The following is a 16950-nucleotide window of genomic DNA, read 5'->3' on the forward strand; positions in this document are numbered from 1 at the left end:
AATTGAGATGCGTGAAACCAACTTCATAATCGAGAACAACGCCCGTCACATGTGGCATCCGATGGCCCATCCGGCCGAAATGCAGGCCCAGCCGCCGCGCATCATCAACTCAGGCGAAGGCGTCGAAATCGTCGACATCCAGGGCAAGAAGGTGCTGGATGCCGTCGGCGGTCTCTGGAACGTCAATCTCGGCTATTCCTGCGAGCCGGTGAAAAAGGCGATCCGCGACCAGCTCGACGAGCTGCCCTATTATTCGACATTCCGCGGCACGACGAACTCGCCGCTGATCGAGCTATCCTACGAGCTTGCCGAATGGTTCAGGCCGGATGGATTGAGCCGCTCCTTCTTCACCTCGGGCGGCTCGGATTCGGTCGAGACCTGCCTGCGGCTGGCTCGCCAATACCACAAGATCAACGGGCAGCCGGAGCGCACCAAGTTCGTCGCGCTGAAGAAGGGCTATCACGGCACGCATTTCGGCGGCGCATCCGTCAACGGCAACCAGAATTTCCGCCGCAACTACGAGCCGCTGCTTCCCGGCGTCATCCATCTGCCGGCGCCCTTTGCCTATCGCAATCCGTTCAACACCACCGACGATGCAGAAATCGCCGCCGCCATCGGCCGGCTCTTCGAGGACGAGATCGCCTTCCAGGGAGCTGATACCATTGCTGCTTTGATCGTCGAACCGGTGCTCGGCGCCGGCGGCATCATCGTCCCGCACGAAACCTTCCTGCCGCTGATGCGCGAGATCTGCGACCGTCACGGCATCCTGTTGATTGCCGACGAGGTCATCACCGCTTTCGGCCGTACCGGCGCCTGGACGGGATCGCGCCTCTGGGGCGTCAAGCCGGATCTGATGTCGACCGCCAAGGCGATCACCAACGGCTATTTCCCCTTCGGCGCCGTCATGATCTCCGACAAGGTGGCGGAGGTCTTCGAAGGCAGCAAGGGCGCGTTCGGCAGCATCGGCCACGGCTATACCTATTCCGGCCATCCGGCCGGCGCGGCCGCCGCGCTTGCGACCCTGCAGGAGACGAAGCGGCTCAACGTCGCCGCCAATGCCGCCGTTCGCGGGGAGGAGCTTATCGCCGGCCTCAGGAAACTGCAGGACAAGCATGAGCTGATCGGCGACGTGCGCGGCAAGGGCCTGATGTGCGCGCTCGAACTCGTCAGCGACAGAAAGAAAAAGAGCTCGGCATCGAAGGAAGTCCTGCAGAAAGTGCAGGATGCCACCTATGACGCCGGCGTGCTGGTGCGCACCTCTGGCGCCAATGTCATCATGTCGCCGCCGCTGATCGTCACGGCGGGCGATGTGCAGAGGATCCTGACGGCGCTCGACGCCGGCCTTGCCGCCGCGGAGAGCTGACCATGTCCGACAACGCAGCTCTTATCGCCCGGCGCGAACGGCTTCTCGGCCGCAACATGTCGCTTTTCTATGACGATCCCGTGCATCTGGTGCGCGGCGAAGGCGTCTGGCTCTGGGATGCAGACGGCCGGCGATATCTCGATTGCTACAACAATGTGCCGCATGTCGGCCATTGCCATCCGCGCGTGGTCGAAGCGATCACCCGGCAGGCATCGACGCTGAACACCCACACGCGCTACCTGCACGAAGGCATCCTCGATTATGTCGAACGTCTGACGGCGACCTTCGACAGGAGCCTCGACGCCGCGATCCTCACCTGCACCGGCAGCGAAGCGAACGATGTGGCATTGCGCATGGCGCAGGCGGTGACCGGCAAGACCGGCGTCATCGCCACCAACCACACCTATCACGGCAATACCGCTGCCGTGTCGCAGCTCTCGACCCGCATGCCACCGGTCGGCGGCTTCGGCGGCCACGTCAGGCACGTGCCGGCGCCCGACAGCTATCGCCCGCTCGGCGGCGAAGGCGGCGAGGCCTTTGCAGCGGCCTTCGCGGCAGAAGTCGAGGCGGCGATCGCCGCGCTGCAGGAGAGCCCGCACGGTTTTTCGGCCATCATCATTGATCCGTTCTTCGCCAATGAAGGCTTTCCGGATCTGACACCGGGCTTTCTCGACAAGACGGTCGCTGCCGTCCGCAAGGCCGGCGGTCTTGTCATCACCGACGAAGTGCAGCCCGGTTTCGGCCGTACCGGCTCCGATATGTGGGGCCACCAGCGCGCCGGCATCGTTCCTGATATCGTGACGCTCGGCAAGCCGATGGCGAACGGCCATCCGGTCGGCGGCGTCGTTGCAAATGCCGATGTGCTGAACGCTTTCCGCAAGGCCTTCCGCTATTTCAACACCTTCGGCGGCAACCCCGTCTCCTGCGCCGCCGCCCTGGCGGTGCTCGACGTGATCGAGGACGAGAAGCTGATCGAGAACGCCCGAGACGTCGGCGAATATACGCGCGACGCCTTCACGCGGCTGGCGCAAAAACATCCGATCATCGGCGACGTGCGCGGCAGCGGCCTGTTCATGGGCATGGAATTCGTGCGGGACCGGGCGACGAAGGAGCCGGCAGTTTCTGAGGCAAGCCGGATCGTCAACGAAATGCGCGAGCGCGGCGTGCTGATGGGCAAGATCGGCATCCACCAATGCGCCACCAAGATCCGCCCGCCGATGCCGTTTTCGCGGGAAAACGCCGATCTGATGTTGTCGGTCTTCGACGACGTGCTGTCGGGCCTGTGAGGCTGAGATGGCCGATCAATTGCCGCAGACCATCCGCGATGCACTGCAGGAACGCTCGCTGGAAGCGCTCGAACATTGGGCGGTTCTGGCCGACGAACCGGTCCTGCTGAAATACCGGGAAAATGCCGTCTTCCGCATCACCCTTGCCGACGGGCAATCCGCCGCCTTGCGGCTGCATCGGCCGGGCTATCACGACGAGACGAGCCTGCACTCGGAACTTGCCTTCATGGCAGCCCTGCGGCGCGGCGGTCTCAATGTTCCAAGCCCCGTGCCAACAGGCGACGGGCGCAACCTCGTCCGCCTGCCGGCAAACCGAAAATTTCCCGAGCAGCATGCCGATGTCGTCAGCTGGATCGACGGCGCGGCCCTCGGGCAGAGCGGCACGCCGCTGTCGCAATCGGCGGAAAAACAGGCGGATATCTTCTTCCGCATCGGCCATGCCATGGCGACCCTGCATGATCTTGCCGACGCATGGGCGCCGCCGACAGGTTTCCGCCGCCCGGCATGGCACGCCGACGGCCTGCTTGGAGAAGCGCCCCTCTGGGGCCGCTTCTGGGATTGTCCAGGGCTTTCGCGCGACGAGGCCTCCGCACTCTCGGCATTGCGCGACGACCTGCGCCGCCGTCTCGCCGAGGTGCAGCAAAACGGCATCGATTATGGCCTGATCCATGCCGATCTGGTGCGCGAGAACATCTACCTGACCGGAGACGAAAATCGCGTCGCCTTCATCGATTTCGACGATGCCGGATATGGCTTCCGTCTCTTCGACCTCGCCACGGCCCTGTTGAAGAACCGCCAGGAGCCCGCCTATGCCCACATCGAGGGCGCCCTGATCGCGGGCTATCGCAGCCGGCGCGTGCTTTCGGATGAGGCGCTGCAAAGCCTGCCGCTGTTCATGGTGTTGAGGAGCCTCACCTATATCGGCTGGCTTGCCGAGCGGCCCGAGATCCCGAATGCCGCCGAGCGCCTGTCGCGTTATGTCGCCGAAAGTTTGGAGCTCGCAAGAAAGCTCGATGTCGGCGCTTGACATCTCCGGTAGATTTATTAACGTGTTAAGTAAATATGGATCGGGGAGGATCGATGCCGCATCTCACCATCGAATATTCGGCCAATCTCGACGGCCGCGCCGATATCGGCGCGCTCTGCGAGGCGCTTCTGAATACCGTGCTTGAGACGGGCCTTTTCGAGATCGGCGCCGTGCGCGTACGCGCCCTTCGCGCCGATCATTATGCAATCGCCGACCGGCTTGCCGAAAATGCCTTCGTCGATCTGAACTTCCGCATCGGCAAGGGGCGCACGGCCGAGGAGAAGAAGCGCACGGGCGAAGCGATCTTTGCGGCGGCAACGGAAATCCTCGGCCCGCTCTTCGAGACGCCGCATTTCGCGCTGTCGCTGGAGATCCGCGAGATCGATGCGGAGCTGAGCTGGAAGAAGAATGCCATCCATCCGCGGCTGCGCGGCAAGTGACAAAACCCGCGTCGCGGGACGAGACAACATCAGGGAAAGAGACGATGTCCAAACTGCAGGAAAACATCGCAAAGGCGGAAACCTACCTTGCCCGCTTCAGGGAGCGCGGCGTCCTCAACCGCATCGGCGGCGAGGATGTGGCGGGAGGTGACGGCGCGGCCTTCGAGACGCTCTCGCCGGTCGATCTGAAGCCGCTCGCCACCGTAGCGCGCGGCAATGCCGCCGATATCGACCGTGCGGCCAAGGCCGCCAAGGCTGCTTTTGGCGAATGGGCCGCCATGCCGGGCGATGCGCGCAAGAAGCTCCTGCATAAGATCGCCGACGCGATCGTCGCGCGCGCCGAAGAGATCGCCTTCGTCGAGTGCATGGATACCGGCCAGTCGCTGAAATTCATGGCCAAGGCGGCGCTGCGTGGTGCGGAAAACTTCCGCTTCTTCGCGGACCGCGCGCCGGAAGCACGCGACGGCAAGGCGCTGCGCGCCGACGGCCAGGTGAACGTGACGACGCGCGTGCCGATCGGCCCGGTCGGCATCATCACGCCGTGGAATACGCCCTTCATGCTGTCGACCTGGAAGATCGCGCCGGCCCTTGCCGCCGGCTGCACCATCGTCCACAAGCCGGCCGAATATTCGCCGCTGACCGCCCGCCTGCTCGTCGAAATCGCCGAAGAGGCCGGCCTGCCCAAGGGCGTGTGGAACCTCGTCAACGGCTTCGGCGAGGATGCCGGCAAGGCGCTGACCGAACATCCCCTGATCAAGGCAATCGGCTTCGTCGGCGAAAGCCGCACCGGCTCGATGATCATGAAGCAGGGCGCCGACACGCTGAAGCGGGTACATTTCGAACTCGGCGGCAAGAACCCGGTCGTCGTCTTCGCCGATGCCGATCTCGAGCGCGCCGCCGACGCCGCCGTCTTCATGATCTATTCGCTGAACGGCGAGCGCTGCACCTCGTCCTCGCGCCTGCTGGTCGAAGACAGCGTCTACGACAGGTTCACCGCGCTCGTCGCCGAAAAGGCAAGGCGCATCAAGGTTGGCCACCCCCTCGATCCCGAGACGGTCATCGGCCCGCTCATCCATCCCGTGCACGAAAAGAAGGTGCTGGAATATATCGCGATCGGCCGGTCGGAGGGCGCGACGGTTGCCGCCGGCGGCGAGAAGTTCGATGGGCCGGGTGGCGGCTGCTATGTCTCCCCTACCCTCTTTACCGGCGCCGACAACAGGATGCGCATCGCCCAGGAGGAAATCTTCGGGCCGGTGCTGACCGCCATCTCCTTCAAGGACGAGGCCGACGCGCTGGCGCTCGCCAACGACGTCCAGTACGGGCTGACCGGCTATCTCTGGACATCGGACGTCACCCGCGCCTTCCGTTTCACCGACCATCTCGAAGCCGGGATGATCTGGGTGAACTCTGAAAACGTCCGCCACCTGCCGACGCCTTTCGGCGGTGTCAAGAATTCCGGCATCGGCCGCGACGGAGGCGACTGGTCCTTCGATTTCTACATGGAAACCAAGAACGTCGCCTTCGCCACCAAGCCGCACGCCATCCAGAAACTCGGCGGCTGAGCCGCCAACACACATTCGAGCGGTTCAGGTTTTCACGGAAGCGCAGAACCGCTCTCACTTTTTGTTTTGACGCAATTCCGGACGGAAAACCGCTTCGCACTTTTCCTGGAAATTGCTCTAAGAGGAGGAACCCATGCCCCTGCCGAAACCCAATCTCTATCCGCCCTTCAACATCGTGCGCCTCAGCCACATCGAACTCGGCGTCACCGATCTCGCCAAGTCTCGCGCCTTCTATGTCGACACGCTCGGCCTGCAGGTGACGGATGAGACCGCCGATACGATCTATCTCAGAGCGCTCGAAGAACGCGGCCATCACTGCATCGTGCTGAAGAAATCGGGCAAGGCCGAAGCCCGCGATCTCGGCTTCAAGGTCTTCGGCGAGGAGGATCTCGACAAGGCCGCCCATTTCTTCAAGGACAAGGGTCTGCCGGTCGAATGGATCGAGCGCCCCTACCAGGCGCGCACCTTCCGCACCCGCGATCCGCACGGCATTCCGCTCGAATTCTATTCGAAGATGGACCGCCTGCCGCCGATCCACCAGAAATATGCGCTCTACAAGGGCGTCAAACCGCTGCGCATCGACCACTTCAACTGCTTCTCGCCCAATGTCGACGAAAGCGTCGCCTTCTACAACGAGCTCGGCTTCCGCGTCACCGAATATACCGAGGATGCCGAGACCGGCCGCCTCTGGGCCGCCTGGACGCATCGCAAGGGCGGCGTGCACGACATCGCCTTCACCAACGGCCGCGGCCCGCGCCTGCACCACACCGCCTTCTGGGTGCCGACACCGCTCAACATCATCGACCTGCTCGACCTGATGGCGACCACAGGATGGGTCGCCAATATCGAGCGCGGCCCGGGCCGCCACGGCATCTCCAACGCCTTCTTCCTCTATATCCTCGATCCCGACGGCCACCGCATCGAGATCTACTGCTCGGACTATCAGACGGTCGATCCCGATCTGGAGCCGATCAAGTGGGACCTCAAGGACCCGCAGCGCCAGACGCTCTGGGGCGCTCCGGCTCCGAAATCCTGGTTCGAGCACGGCAGCCTGTTTGCCGGCGCCGAGGTGGTCGAGCCTGACTTGAAAGCTCAGCCGATCATCGCGCCTTGAACCCGCCTTTCAACGTGGCGAGGAGACAGTCATGGAATTGAAGGACGCAACATTGTTCCGGCAGGCCGCACTGGTGGGCGGCGACTGGATCGAGGCGGGCGACAACGCGATCAAGGTCGACAATCCGGCGACCGGCGAGATCCTCGGCCGGGTTCCCAACCTGGGGGCTGCCGAGACCAAGGCGGCGATTGCCGCAGCCGAGGTCGCGCAGAAGCAATGGGCTGCCAGCACTGCCAAGGAGCGCTCGGTGATCCTCCGGCGCTGGTTCGAGCTGATGATGGACAATCAGGACGATCTCGGCCGCATCCTGACGGCGGAACAGGGCAAGCCGCTGACTGAGGCCAAGGGCGAGATCGCCTATGGCGCAAGCTTCATCGAATGGTTTGCCGAGGAGGCCCGGCGCGTCTATGGCGACATCATTCCCGGCCATCAGAAGGACAAGCGCATCCTTGTGATGAAGCAGCCGATCGGCGTCGTCGCCGCCATCACGCCCTGGAATTTCCCGAACGCGATGATCACCCGCAAGGCCGGACCGGCCTTTGCCGCCGGCTGCGCTATGGTGCTGAAGCCGGCCTCGCAGACGCCGTTTTCGGCGATCGCGATTGCCATCCTGGCCGAGCGCGCCGGTTTCCCCAAGGGCCTGTTCAGCGTGCTCACCGGCTCGGCACGCGCCATCGGCGGCGAGATGACCGCAAGCCCGGTCGTGCGCAAGCTGACCTTCACCGGCTCGACCGAAGTCGGCGCCGAGCTTTACAAGCAGAGCGCTCCGACCATCAAGAAGCTCGGGCTGGAGCTTGGCGGCAATGCCCCCTTCATCGTCTTCGACGACGCCGATCTCGACGCGGCGGTCGAAGGCGCTTTGATCGCCAAGTTCCGCAACAACGGCCAGACCTGCGTCTGCGCCAACCGGCTCTATGTGCAGGAGGGCGTCTATGACGCCTTTGCCGAGAAACTGTCAAAGGCGGTCGGCGGCCTGAAGACCGGCAACGGCTTCGACGAGGGCATCAATCTCGGCCCGCTGATCGACGAGTCCGCCCTTGCCAAGGTCGAGGAGCATGTCGCCGATGCGCTGTCCAAGGGCGGCCGCGTCGTTTCAGGCGGTCATCGCCACCGGCTCGGCGGCCGTTTCTACGAGGCGACGGTGCTCGCCGACGTCACCTCTGCCATTGCCGTCGCCAGGGAAGAGACCTTTGGGCCGGTGGCGCCGCTCTTCCGTTTCAAGGACGAGGCCGACGTCATCGCCCAGGCCAACGACACTGAGTTCGGCCTTGCCTCCTATTTCTACGCCAAGGATCTTGCCCGCGTTTTCCGGGTGGCCGAAGCGCTGGAATACGGCATGGTCGGCGTCAATACCGGGCTGATCTCGACGGCCGAAGCCCCCTTCGGCGGCGTCAAGCTCTCCGGCCTTGGCCGCGAGGGATCGCGCTACGGCATCGAGGAATTCACCGAAATCAAATATGTCTGCCTCGGCGGCATCGCCTGAGGCTTAGGAGCACCCTATGACACATCCGCGCTTTGCCACCTTCTTTGCCGATGGACGGAGCCGCTATGGTCTCGTGGGCAACCAGGGGATAGTCGATCTTTCGGAGCGCTATGGCTCATCCTGGCCGACGCTGCGCGAGGTCGTCGCGGACGCCGCCTTCGACCGATTGCTCGACAAGGCCAGCGGCTTTGCCCCCGACTTCTTCTTCGACCAGGTCACCTATGAGATCCCTATTCCCGCGCCCGAGAAGATTATCTGCGTCGGGGTCAACTTCCCCGACCGCAATGAGGAATACAAGGACGGTCAGGCAGCACCCTCCAACCCGTCGCTGTTCATCCGTTTCCCGCGTTCCTTTACCGGCCATGACCAGCCGTTGATCCGGCCGCCGGAAAGCCCGCAGCTCGACTATGAGGGCGAGATCGTCATCGTCATCGGCAAGGGCGGCCGGCGCATCGCCGAGGCCGATGCCCTTTCCCACATTGCGGCTCTGTCGCTGTGCAACGAAGGTACGATCCGCGATTGGGTACGGCATGCCAAGTTCAACGTCACCCAGGGCAAGAACTTTAACCGCACCGGCGCGATCGGTCCGTGGCTTGTGCCCTATCGGGATGAAAGCCAGCTTGCCGATATCAGGCTCGAAACCCGCGTCAACGGCGAAGTACGCCAAAGTGACCGCACCAGCCGGATGATCTTTTCCTTCCGCAAGATCATCAATTACATCTCGACCTTCACCACCCTCGTTCCCGGCGACGTCATCGTCACCGGCACGCCGACAGGGGCCGGCGCCCGCTTCGATCCGCCGATCTGGCTGAAACCGGGCGACGTCGTCGAAGTCGAAGCCGACGGGCTCGGCATTCTGAAAAACACCATCGCCGACGAGGTGTTCTGATGCTGTCCCAGGACGAAATCCAGGCGGCAGCCGAAAGCCTAGACCAAGCCGAGCGAACCCGCATCCAGACTGGTCTCCTGTCGCTGAAACATCCCACCATGAACATGGACGACGCCTACGCCGTCCAGAGTGCCTGGGTGAAGAAGAAGATCGCCGACGGCCGCAAGCCGATCGGCTGGAAGATCGGGCTGACGTCGAAGGCGATGCAATATGCGCTCAATATCGACATCCCCGATTCCGGCGTGCTCTTCGACGACATGGTCTTCGAAGACGGCGCCACCGTGCCGGCCGGCCGCTTCATCCAGCCGCGCATCGAAGCCGAAATCGCCTTCGTCATGAAGGCGCCGCTGAAAGGTCCCGGCATTTCGATCTTCGATGTGCTGAATGCCACTGATTACGTGACCCCTGCCCTGGAAATCCTCGATACCCGCATCCTGCGCGTCGATCCGGAGACGAAAAAGGCGCGCACCATTGTCGACACCATTTCCGACAATGCTGCCAATGCCGGCATTGTTACCGGTGGCCGCGCTGTGCGGCCCGGCGAGATCGACATGCGCTGGATGGGCGCGATCGTCAGCCGCAATGCCGAAGTCGAGGAAACAGGCCTCGGCGCCGGTGTTCTCAACCAGCCTGCCCGCGGCGTCGCCTGGCTCGCCAATCGGCTGGCGCAATATGGCGACGGCATCGAGGCCGGCCAGGTTGTGCTTGCCGGTTCTTTCATCCGTCCGATCGAGGCGCGGCACGGCGACACGATCAACGCCGATTTCGGCCCCTATGGGTCCGTCAGCCTGTTCTTTGCGTGAAGGAGTAAGTATGCCTGCGCCCAAGAATCTTTTTAAACAGGCCCTGAAAGACGGGCGGACGCAAATCGGCCTCTGGCAGGCGCTCGCCAATCCCTACACGGTCGAAATCTCAGCCGGCGCCGGTTACGACTGGCTATTGCTTGACGCCGAACACGCACCGAACGACGTGCCGCTTCTCGTTTCACAATTGCAGGCGATGAAGGGCACGACAAGCCATGCGGTGATCCGTCCGCCGATCGGCGAGACCTGGATCATCAAGCAGATGCTCGATATCGGCGCGCAGACGCTGCTCATTCCAATGGTCGACAGCAAGGAGATGGCGGAAGCCATGGTTCGGGCCGTCCGCTACCCGCCGCACGGCGTGCGCGGTGTCGGCGCCGCCCTTGCTCGCGCCTCCGATTTCAACCGCATACCCGATTATCTCCAGACGGCCAACGACGAGATCTGCCTGCTGCTGCAGGTGGAAAGCCGCGCCGGGCTTGCCGCGCTCGATGCGATCGCCTCGACGGAAGGCGTCGACGGCGTCTTCATCGGCCCCTCCGATCTCGCCGCCGACATGGGTTATCTCGGCAAGCCGGGTGCGCCCGAGGTGCAGCGGGAAGTCGAGCAGGCGCTTTCCGGGATCCAGTCGCACGGCAAGGCGGCCGGCATCCTCATCGGCGACCTCTCGCTCGCCAAACGCTATCTCGAACTCGGCGCCGCCTTCGTGGCGATCGGCAACGACGTCACCCTGCTTGCCAATGCCACGGCCAAGCTGCTCGATGATTTCCACAAGGCCGAACCCGCCAGGCCGGCGGCGGACGCGAAGGTCTATTGATCCCTCCCTGCCTCCTCACGCGTATCCATGTTCGGCTACGCTTCGTTGCGACGGTCAACATGTTGACCGTCGCGCTCCCGGGCTGCAATCGCTCGCATGTCGGCACGGCTTAGCCGAATACCGTCTGGATCGTCGTGAACTCCTTCAGCCCCTCGGTGCCAAACTCGACGCCGATGCCGGATTGCTTCACACCTCCAAAAGGCGCGTTCGGTTGAATTGCCCCGTGCTTGTTGATCCACACCGAGCCGCATTCGAGCTGCTTCGCATAGCGCTTCGCCTTCTCGACGTCGGCAGACCAGATCGAGCCGCCGAGGCCGGCGGGATTCTGATTGGCGCGGGCGATCACCTCGTCGACATCGCTGTAGCGGATAATCGGCAGGACCGGGCCGAACTGCTCCTCATCGACCAGCCGCACACCGTGATCGACATCGGCGATCAGCGTGATCGGGTAGAAATAGCCGGGCCGAGCCGTCGGCGCCCCGCCGGTCAGGATGCGGCCGCCCTGGGCGCGCGCATCGTCGACGAGATCGCGCACCTTGTTGAATTGCATTTCATTCTGGACTGGACCGAGGATGCTTGTCTCGTCAAGGCCGTCTCCGACGGTGATCTTGCCGGCATAATCAACGAGCGCACTGCAGACATCCTCGTAAATGCTCTCATGCACGTAAAGGCGTTTCAGTGCAGCGCAGGTCTGGCCGTTGTTGATGAAGGCGCCCCAGAACAGTCCCTCGGCGATGCCTTTCGGATCGACGTCCGGCAGTACGATGCCCGCATCGTTGCCGCCGAGTTCCAGCGTCAGCCGCTTCAGGGTGGCCACCGCCGAGGCCATGATCTTCTTGCCGGTCTCGGTCGAGCCGGTGAAGGTCATCTTGGCAATGCCTGGATGGGCGGAAAGGGCAGCCCCGATGCTGTTTTCGCCGGTGATCACGTTGACGACGCCGGCCGGCAGCACCTCGTTGATGATCTCGACGAGGCGGATGGTCGAAAGCGGCGTCAGGGGCGACGGCTTGATGACGACGGTGTTGCCGGCGCGCAGCGCCGGCATGATGTGCCAGCAGGCGATCATGACCGGCCAGTTCCACGGCGTGATCGAGCCGACGACGCCGATCGGCTTGCGGTGCAGTTCGACGCGGCCCTCATTGTCGTCCTGCAGGATTTCGACCGGCAGGTCGAGTTCGGCCGTATGCCGCGTCCAGGCGAGCGCGCCGCCGATTTCGAAGCGCGAGCCGAGGCCGTTGAGCGGTTTTCCCTGTTCCCGGGTCAGGATCTGCGCCAGCTCTTCGGCGTGCTCGCCGATCTTCTCCGCGATCGCCCGGCAGGCCGCTGCTCGCTCCTCATTCGACGTCCGCGACCAGCCTTTGAAGGCTTCGGCGGCTGCGGCAACGGCCCGGTCGAGATCGGCGCCCTGGGCAAGCGGCATGTAGCCGACGACTTCGCCATTCGATGGGTTGGTAACCGGCGCATGATCGGTGGTGGCGACGGTTTCGCCACCGATGAGCAGGGTAGACTGCTTCACGATATTCTCCTCCCGTGACATCGGGGAGGACTATGACGTCGGCTGGAAGCACCGTCTTGGGGAGAAACGCGCCTCGTCTTGGACGGAAGCGCAGATTGCGCTTCAGCTCACCTTCAGCACCGGTTCGCCGGCGCGAAGCAGCTCGCTCGGCGCACAATCGAACAGCTCCTTGAAGCTGCGGTTGAAATAGGAAATGTCGTTGAAGCCGGCCGAATAGGCGACTTCGGCGATGGTCGCGGCGTTGCGCTTCTCCTTCAATTGCTCGATCTTCTCACGCGCCAGCCGCAAGCGCTTATCGCGAATGACGGTGGTGCAGGTGATGCCCATTCCCTGAAAATCCTGCTGCAGGGTGCGGATCGATACGCCGAGTCTCGTCGCCAGCCACCTGGCGCTGAGATCGCTGTCGGTCAGGTGTCTGTCGATCAGAATATCGACCAGCTGCATGCGCTTGCCCGCACTGTCGTGCAACGAATTCAGGCTTACTGTCTGGATGCCGGTCGACAGAAACGCCTGACGCGTCGTGTCGAACATCAACTGGCGCAGATGCGGTGAAGGCGCCTCGCATGCCGGCGTGGTCATCATCTTGGCGATCAGCGCGCGCAGCATTATCGCCATCGGATCGCCGGCCGCAAGCTTGCGGGCCACGTCGAAATCCACCTTGCTTTCCGAATACATCAGTTGTCGCGGCAAATGCAGGGACAGATGATTGGAAAAATGGCCGCGGAAATAGAAGGTCGTCGGACGGGTCAAATCCACCAGAATGCATTCGCCGACGTCCAGGATGTTCTGCTGACCGGAATGCTCCACCCCACAGGTGCCCTCGAGCTGCAGGATCAGGAACAGATGCTCGTGGGCATCGCGGCGAATGTCGTTCCAGTCGCGATGGATATAATCGAGATCGTTGGAGACATGGGCAAATTCCATGCCGCACACGTCGATGCGGCGCGCCGTGCCGATGACCTTGTCGCCGCGCTCCATCGTGTGCGCGTTGAAATTTCCGCAGATATTGTGAAGGTCGTCCGCCCATTGATCATAAGGCGTCGGTGTCCAGCTTCGATCCACCAGACTGCGGTTCTGCAACAGGTCCAACTCTGCCTCCCAACAGTGTCAACATAGGTGAAGACTGCCGCAGGCCGGGCTGGCCGTCAATTATATATTTAACACATTAATCAAGCGCATTTGTACACGGACTGAAAGCCGTCACTCCTCACCGCTGGTCGCGCCTTCGAGCCTCAGCGCCGTCAGTTCGTCCAGCATATCCAACAGTTGCTCGACCCGCTGCGCACCGAAGCGTGCGCCGATATTGGCATAGACCTTCAGGCTCTCCGGCATGACCTCGTCGACCATTTCTCGCCCCGCGGGCGTAATCCGCAACAGCACCCGCCGGCCGTCCGCCTTGTCCTTATGCTTGGTGATGAAGCCGCGCTCTTCGAGCGAGCGGATCATGCGCGTCAGGCTCGGCGCCAGGATCGAGGCCTTGTCCGCCACTTCGCTTGCATCGACCGTTCCCTCTTCGGACAGCACGCGGATGACCCGCCACTGCTGCTCCGTCACGTTATGCGCCGCCAGGATCGGCCGAAAATGGCTCATCACCGCTTCACGCGCACGCAAAAGTCCGATCGCAAGGGACCTCCGACGTTCCTGTGGCGAACGGCGCTCCTGCGCGGAGGGCATTTCGACTTTATCCTGCTCTGAATTCTTCATGCGGGTCCCGATTACGCAATCGTTCAATATGATTCTTCGCGAAGCTGAAGCAGCGACGAAAATCATAGGACAACTAGTTAACACGGCAACGACCAAGCACAAGCCTTTCCCCTCCTCGAACCACGAAGCTTACGCCTCTCGTCGAAAGCGATTGAGGATCCGTTCGAAGAATTCGCCGCTCATCCGTTCGGAGAAAGAAATGACGCGCCGAACCGTTTTCGCCTTTAGTGCCCCTTCGCTGCTTAATGGGTCCTGAGCTGAAAGAGCGCTATGTCTGACATACTTATTGTCCTTCGCCTTGATGGGGATCGATCCGTCGGCCCAGCGTTTCCGATCGAGTGGTACTCATGGTAACTTTATTCGGCAGGTAGGCTTTCGCTTTTGGCCTGAATACGTCTTGATCGCTGTTCTAAGTGCTCCTGCTTCTCCAGACCAGGTTACAACGATCGCACCGAAGTTCGCTCCACCAGTTTACAGGGCACAACACGACTGCTCGGACGTGGCTTGTTTCCCGCCGCCACGCTATTCAGCAATTCCGCCCCTTCCCGACCTAAATCGTAGTACGGCAAGGCGGCAGTGGTCAGTTGCGGCTTCAGCGCGAGGGAAACCGTCCGGAAATCGTCAAAGCCGACAATGCTGACATCCTCAGGGATGCGGAGACCCAATGCCATTGCCGCGATGTAGATTTGGATCGTCATCTCGTCATTGCCGCCCATAATCGCGGTCGGTCGATCCTTTTGTTTTAACATCTCGGTCGCAACCGCAAAAACGTAGTTCTTCTCCGCTCCAACCGAGCCTTCCATGCCGAGACGGATACTCAGGTCGCTTTCAGCAACGCCAAAGTCTCCAGCGGTTTTACGGAAGGCATCGAGGCGAAGTCGCGCACCCATCAAAACGGGATTGAGGCGGATGTAGCCGATCTTTCGATGACCCCTGTCAAGCAGATAGCGCGTAAGATCTTGCGCGCCCTGATAGTCATCAGGCTCGATCGACGGGAACAGTTCGTTCGTACGAGGCCCGCAGTTGATCATCACGGTCGGAATGTGGACATCGGCTGCCTCAGGATCCACGGTGCGACGGTACATTGTCACATAAAGAACCCCGTCAATCCGGTGGGACTGGAACATCTTCCAGACTTCGGCCTCTCTCTCGGAAGAGCCGCCAGTATTTGCCATGAGGATGGTCTTGCCGTTCGCATTTGCCCAATCTTGTATCCCCCGCACGATGTCGACCGAATAGGGTGTGGTAGACACATAATCGGTGATAATGCCGAAGGTGTTGGAGCGGCTCGAACGGATGAGGCGCGCTGCCATGTTTGGGATATAACCGAGGTCGCGGATAGCCTTTTCCACTCTCTCCCGGGTTTCCTCAGTCACATAAGGCTCACCGTTGATGACCCGTGAAACTGTCTTGTTGGAAACCCCGGCCGCTTTCGCGACGCTGACAATGCTGACCATGGCCCCGCCCATCTCCCTGCTCGGCATCTCTTCTAAACAAGTTATATGACAACGTCGACATATTTTTCTGACAACGTCGACAATGCGCATTGACAACGTCGTCATACGGCGATTATGGTCCTTCCGATCAAGGCGCTGGCGCAAGCGCCCGTCAGCAAGGGAGGAATCGATGACGAAACTGGTTTGTGCTAGCGCGCTTGCGCTTGTTCTCATGGCGGCCCCTACCAAAGCCGAGACCATCAATATTTTGGTGGAAGGCGGCGGCGAGATGCTGCAAAAGGCAGTCGCCGAAAAGTTCACCGCGGAGACCGGAGTAGAGGTGAACTTCACCGTCGTTCCCTACCAAGGTGTCTTTGATAAGTTCTCGGCCGAAATCGCCTCCGGCTCCTCGGCGTTCGATGTCGTCACTATCGATGTCGTCTGGAACGCGAAATTTGCGAGCCACGTCGAAGACATCTCATCTCTTTACACCGATGCAATTCGGGCGGACTTGCCGCCGGCCCTGCTGGCAGACGCGAAAGTCGGTGGCAAAGTGATTGGCATGCCAGCCTGGGCGAATGCCGAGATCGTCTTCTATCGCAAAGATCTCTTTGATAAGCCGGAGGAGAAGGAAGCGTTTCAGGCGAAGTATGGCTACCCGCTCGCTCCTCCCAAGACATGGCAGCAGTGGCGCGACATCGCGAAATTCTTCACGCGTGACACGGATGGTGACGGCAAGATCGATTTCTGGGGTACCGACACCATTGGCACCTTCTCAGAGGAATGGATGACGCACGTGCTCCAAGCGGGCTCGCCCGGCGTAATACTCGACAAGGACGGCAAGGTCATCATCGACAATGATGCCCATAAGAAGGCGCTCGAATTCTACATTGCGCCGCACTGCACCGATCATTCCGTTCCTGAAAACGTCAATGAAATCGGCTGGGGTGAGGCGCAGAACCTATTCTACCAGGGCAAGACGGCCATGATGAAGTTCTGGGCGCACGCCTATAAGATGACGCCCGCAGATTCGAAGGTCAGCGGCAAGGTCGGCGTCGTGCCGATGCTGGCCGGCGACGCCGGAATCGCTGCTATTCCAGGCCCCTGGTACAACGTCGTCCCCTTCAACTCCCAGCACAAGGATGCGGCAAAGAAATTCATCGCTTTCGCGATCGCGAACAACGCCCTGGGTATCGAAGCCCCACTCGGCCTTGCCGCAACGAATTCCGCCTATCGCGGCTATTCCGGCAAGCCTGGTTATGAGCACTTCGCCCCGCTTCTCGAGACGCTGGGCGCGCCGGCGACACAAGGCCGGCCGGCCGCCGAGAAATATCAGGAAATCGTCGACGAAGCCGTTCTGCCCGCTGTGCAAGAAGCGCTGACCTGCAAGGCAGACGTCGGAGAACTGCTGCAGGAAGCCAAGGAGACGATTGAGGACATTCTCAACTAATCCGATATTTACCTCAACATCGCGGGAGGATGAACTGTCGCCCGCGATATCATCTCTTGG

15 protein-coding genes are annotated in these 16950 nt (G+C 61.8%); 11 read left to right on the plus strand and 4 right to left on the minus strand.

All coding sequences use genetic code 11. The features are described 5' to 3' along the window. The first annotated feature begins 7 nt into the window (after positions 1 to 7). From NE852_RS30840 to hpaI, 10 genes are all read left to right on the plus strand, one after another. Positions 8 to 1363, plus strand: a complete 1356-nt coding sequence (locus tag NE852_RS30840) for an aspartate aminotransferase family protein (RefSeq protein WP_258156997.1) — start codon at positions 8 to 10, stop codon at positions 1361 to 1363. A gap of 2 nt (positions 1364 to 1365) precedes the next feature. Next, positions 1366 to 2649: an aspartate aminotransferase family protein gene (locus NE852_RS30845; protein ID WP_258156999.1), complete on the plus strand. Its 1284-nt coding sequence runs from the start codon at positions 1366 to 1368 to the stop codon at positions 2647 to 2649. A 7-nt stretch (positions 2650 to 2656) separates the two neighbouring features. Next, a complete protein-coding gene (locus tag NE852_RS30850; protein WP_008523120.1) occupies positions 2657 to 3676 on the plus strand; it encodes a phosphotransferase in 1020 nt (339 codons plus the stop codon). Between the two features lie 53 nt (positions 3677 to 3729). Continuing rightward, on the plus strand, positions 3730 to 4116 hold the full coding sequence (locus tag NE852_RS30855) for a 5-carboxymethyl-2-hydroxymuconate Delta-isomerase (protein ID WP_258157000.1): 387 nt from the start codon (positions 3730 to 3732) through the stop codon (positions 4114 to 4116). Positions 4117 to 4160: 44 nt separating this feature from the next. Further along, the gene (gene hpaE / locus NE852_RS30860; protein ID WP_258157001.1) at positions 4161 to 5678 is read left to right on the plus strand and encodes a 5-carboxymethyl-2-hydroxymuconate semialdehyde dehydrogenase; all 1518 of its coding nucleotides are present in this window, start codon (positions 4161 to 4163) and stop codon (positions 5676 to 5678) included. 133 nt (positions 5679 to 5811) lie between these two features. Continuing rightward, positions 5812 to 6792, plus strand: coding sequence for a 3,4-dihydroxyphenylacetate 2,3-dioxygenase (gene hpaD / locus NE852_RS30865; RefSeq protein ID WP_008523131.1), 981 nt, complete (start codon positions 5812 to 5814; stop codon positions 6790 to 6792). A 31-nt stretch (positions 6793 to 6823) separates the two neighbouring features. Continuing rightward, positions 6824 to 8275, plus strand: a complete 1452-nt coding sequence (gene gabD, locus NE852_RS30870) for an NADP-dependent succinate-semialdehyde dehydrogenase (protein ID WP_258157002.1) — start codon at positions 6824 to 6826, stop codon at positions 8273 to 8275. A 16-nt stretch (positions 8276 to 8291) separates the two neighbouring features. Continuing rightward, positions 8292 to 9164, plus strand: coding sequence for a fumarylacetoacetate hydrolase family protein (locus NE852_RS30875; RefSeq protein ID WP_008523142.1), 873 nt, complete (start codon positions 8292 to 8294; stop codon positions 9162 to 9164). After that, positions 9164 to 9967, plus strand: coding sequence for a 2-oxo-hept-4-ene-1,7-dioate hydratase (hpaH, locus tag NE852_RS30880; protein ID WP_008523144.1), 804 nt, complete (start codon positions 9164 to 9166; stop codon positions 9965 to 9967). Before NE852_RS30875 ends, hpaH begins: the two co-directional genes overlap by 1 nt. A gap of 10 nt (positions 9968 to 9977) precedes the next feature. Further along, the gene (gene hpaI, locus NE852_RS30885; protein WP_008523146.1) at positions 9978 to 10784 is read left to right on the plus strand and encodes a 4-hydroxy-2-oxoheptanedioate aldolase; all 807 of its coding nucleotides are present in this window, start codon (positions 9978 to 9980) and stop codon (positions 10782 to 10784) included. Positions 10785 to 10893: 109 nt separating this feature from the next. Here hpaI and NE852_RS30890 read toward each other — a convergent pair whose 3' ends face one another. The 4 genes from NE852_RS30890 to NE852_RS30905 form a co-directional block, all read right to left on the minus strand. Further along, positions 10894 to 12300 (minus strand): aldehyde dehydrogenase family protein, encoded by a 1407-nt coding sequence (locus tag NE852_RS30890; protein ID WP_008523148.1) that lies wholly within the window; start codon positions 12298 to 12300, stop codon positions 10894 to 10896. A gap of 102 nt (positions 12301 to 12402) precedes the next feature. After that, positions 12403 to 13389, minus strand: a complete 987-nt coding sequence (locus tag NE852_RS30895; RefSeq protein ID WP_258157005.1) for a helix-turn-helix domain-containing protein — start codon at positions 13387 to 13389, stop codon at positions 12403 to 12405. 111 nt (positions 13390 to 13500) lie between these two features. Beyond that, positions 13501 to 14004, minus strand: coding sequence for a homoprotocatechuate degradation operon regulator HpaR (gene hpaR, locus NE852_RS30900; protein ID WP_052034538.1), 504 nt, complete (start codon positions 14002 to 14004; stop codon positions 13501 to 13503). Between the two features lie 437 nt (positions 14005 to 14441). Continuing rightward, complete coding sequence (locus NE852_RS30905) at positions 14442 to 15461, minus strand: LacI family DNA-binding transcriptional regulator (protein ID WP_037170710.1); 1020 nt, start codon at positions 15459 to 15461, stop codon at positions 14442 to 14444. Between the two features lie 169 nt (positions 15462 to 15630). On the opposite strand from NE852_RS30905, the gene NE852_RS30910 reads away from it, so the two are divergent. Further along, entirely contained in the window at positions 15631 to 16890 is a 1260-nt protein-coding gene (locus NE852_RS30910) for a sugar ABC transporter substrate-binding protein (RefSeq protein WP_008523157.1), read from the plus strand. The last annotated feature ends 60 nt before the right edge of the window (positions 16891 to 16950 follow it).

The organism is Rhizobium sp. Pop5, assembly GCF_024721175.1.
Classification (GTDB): domain Bacteria; phylum Pseudomonadota; class Alphaproteobacteria; order Rhizobiales; family Rhizobiaceae; genus Rhizobium.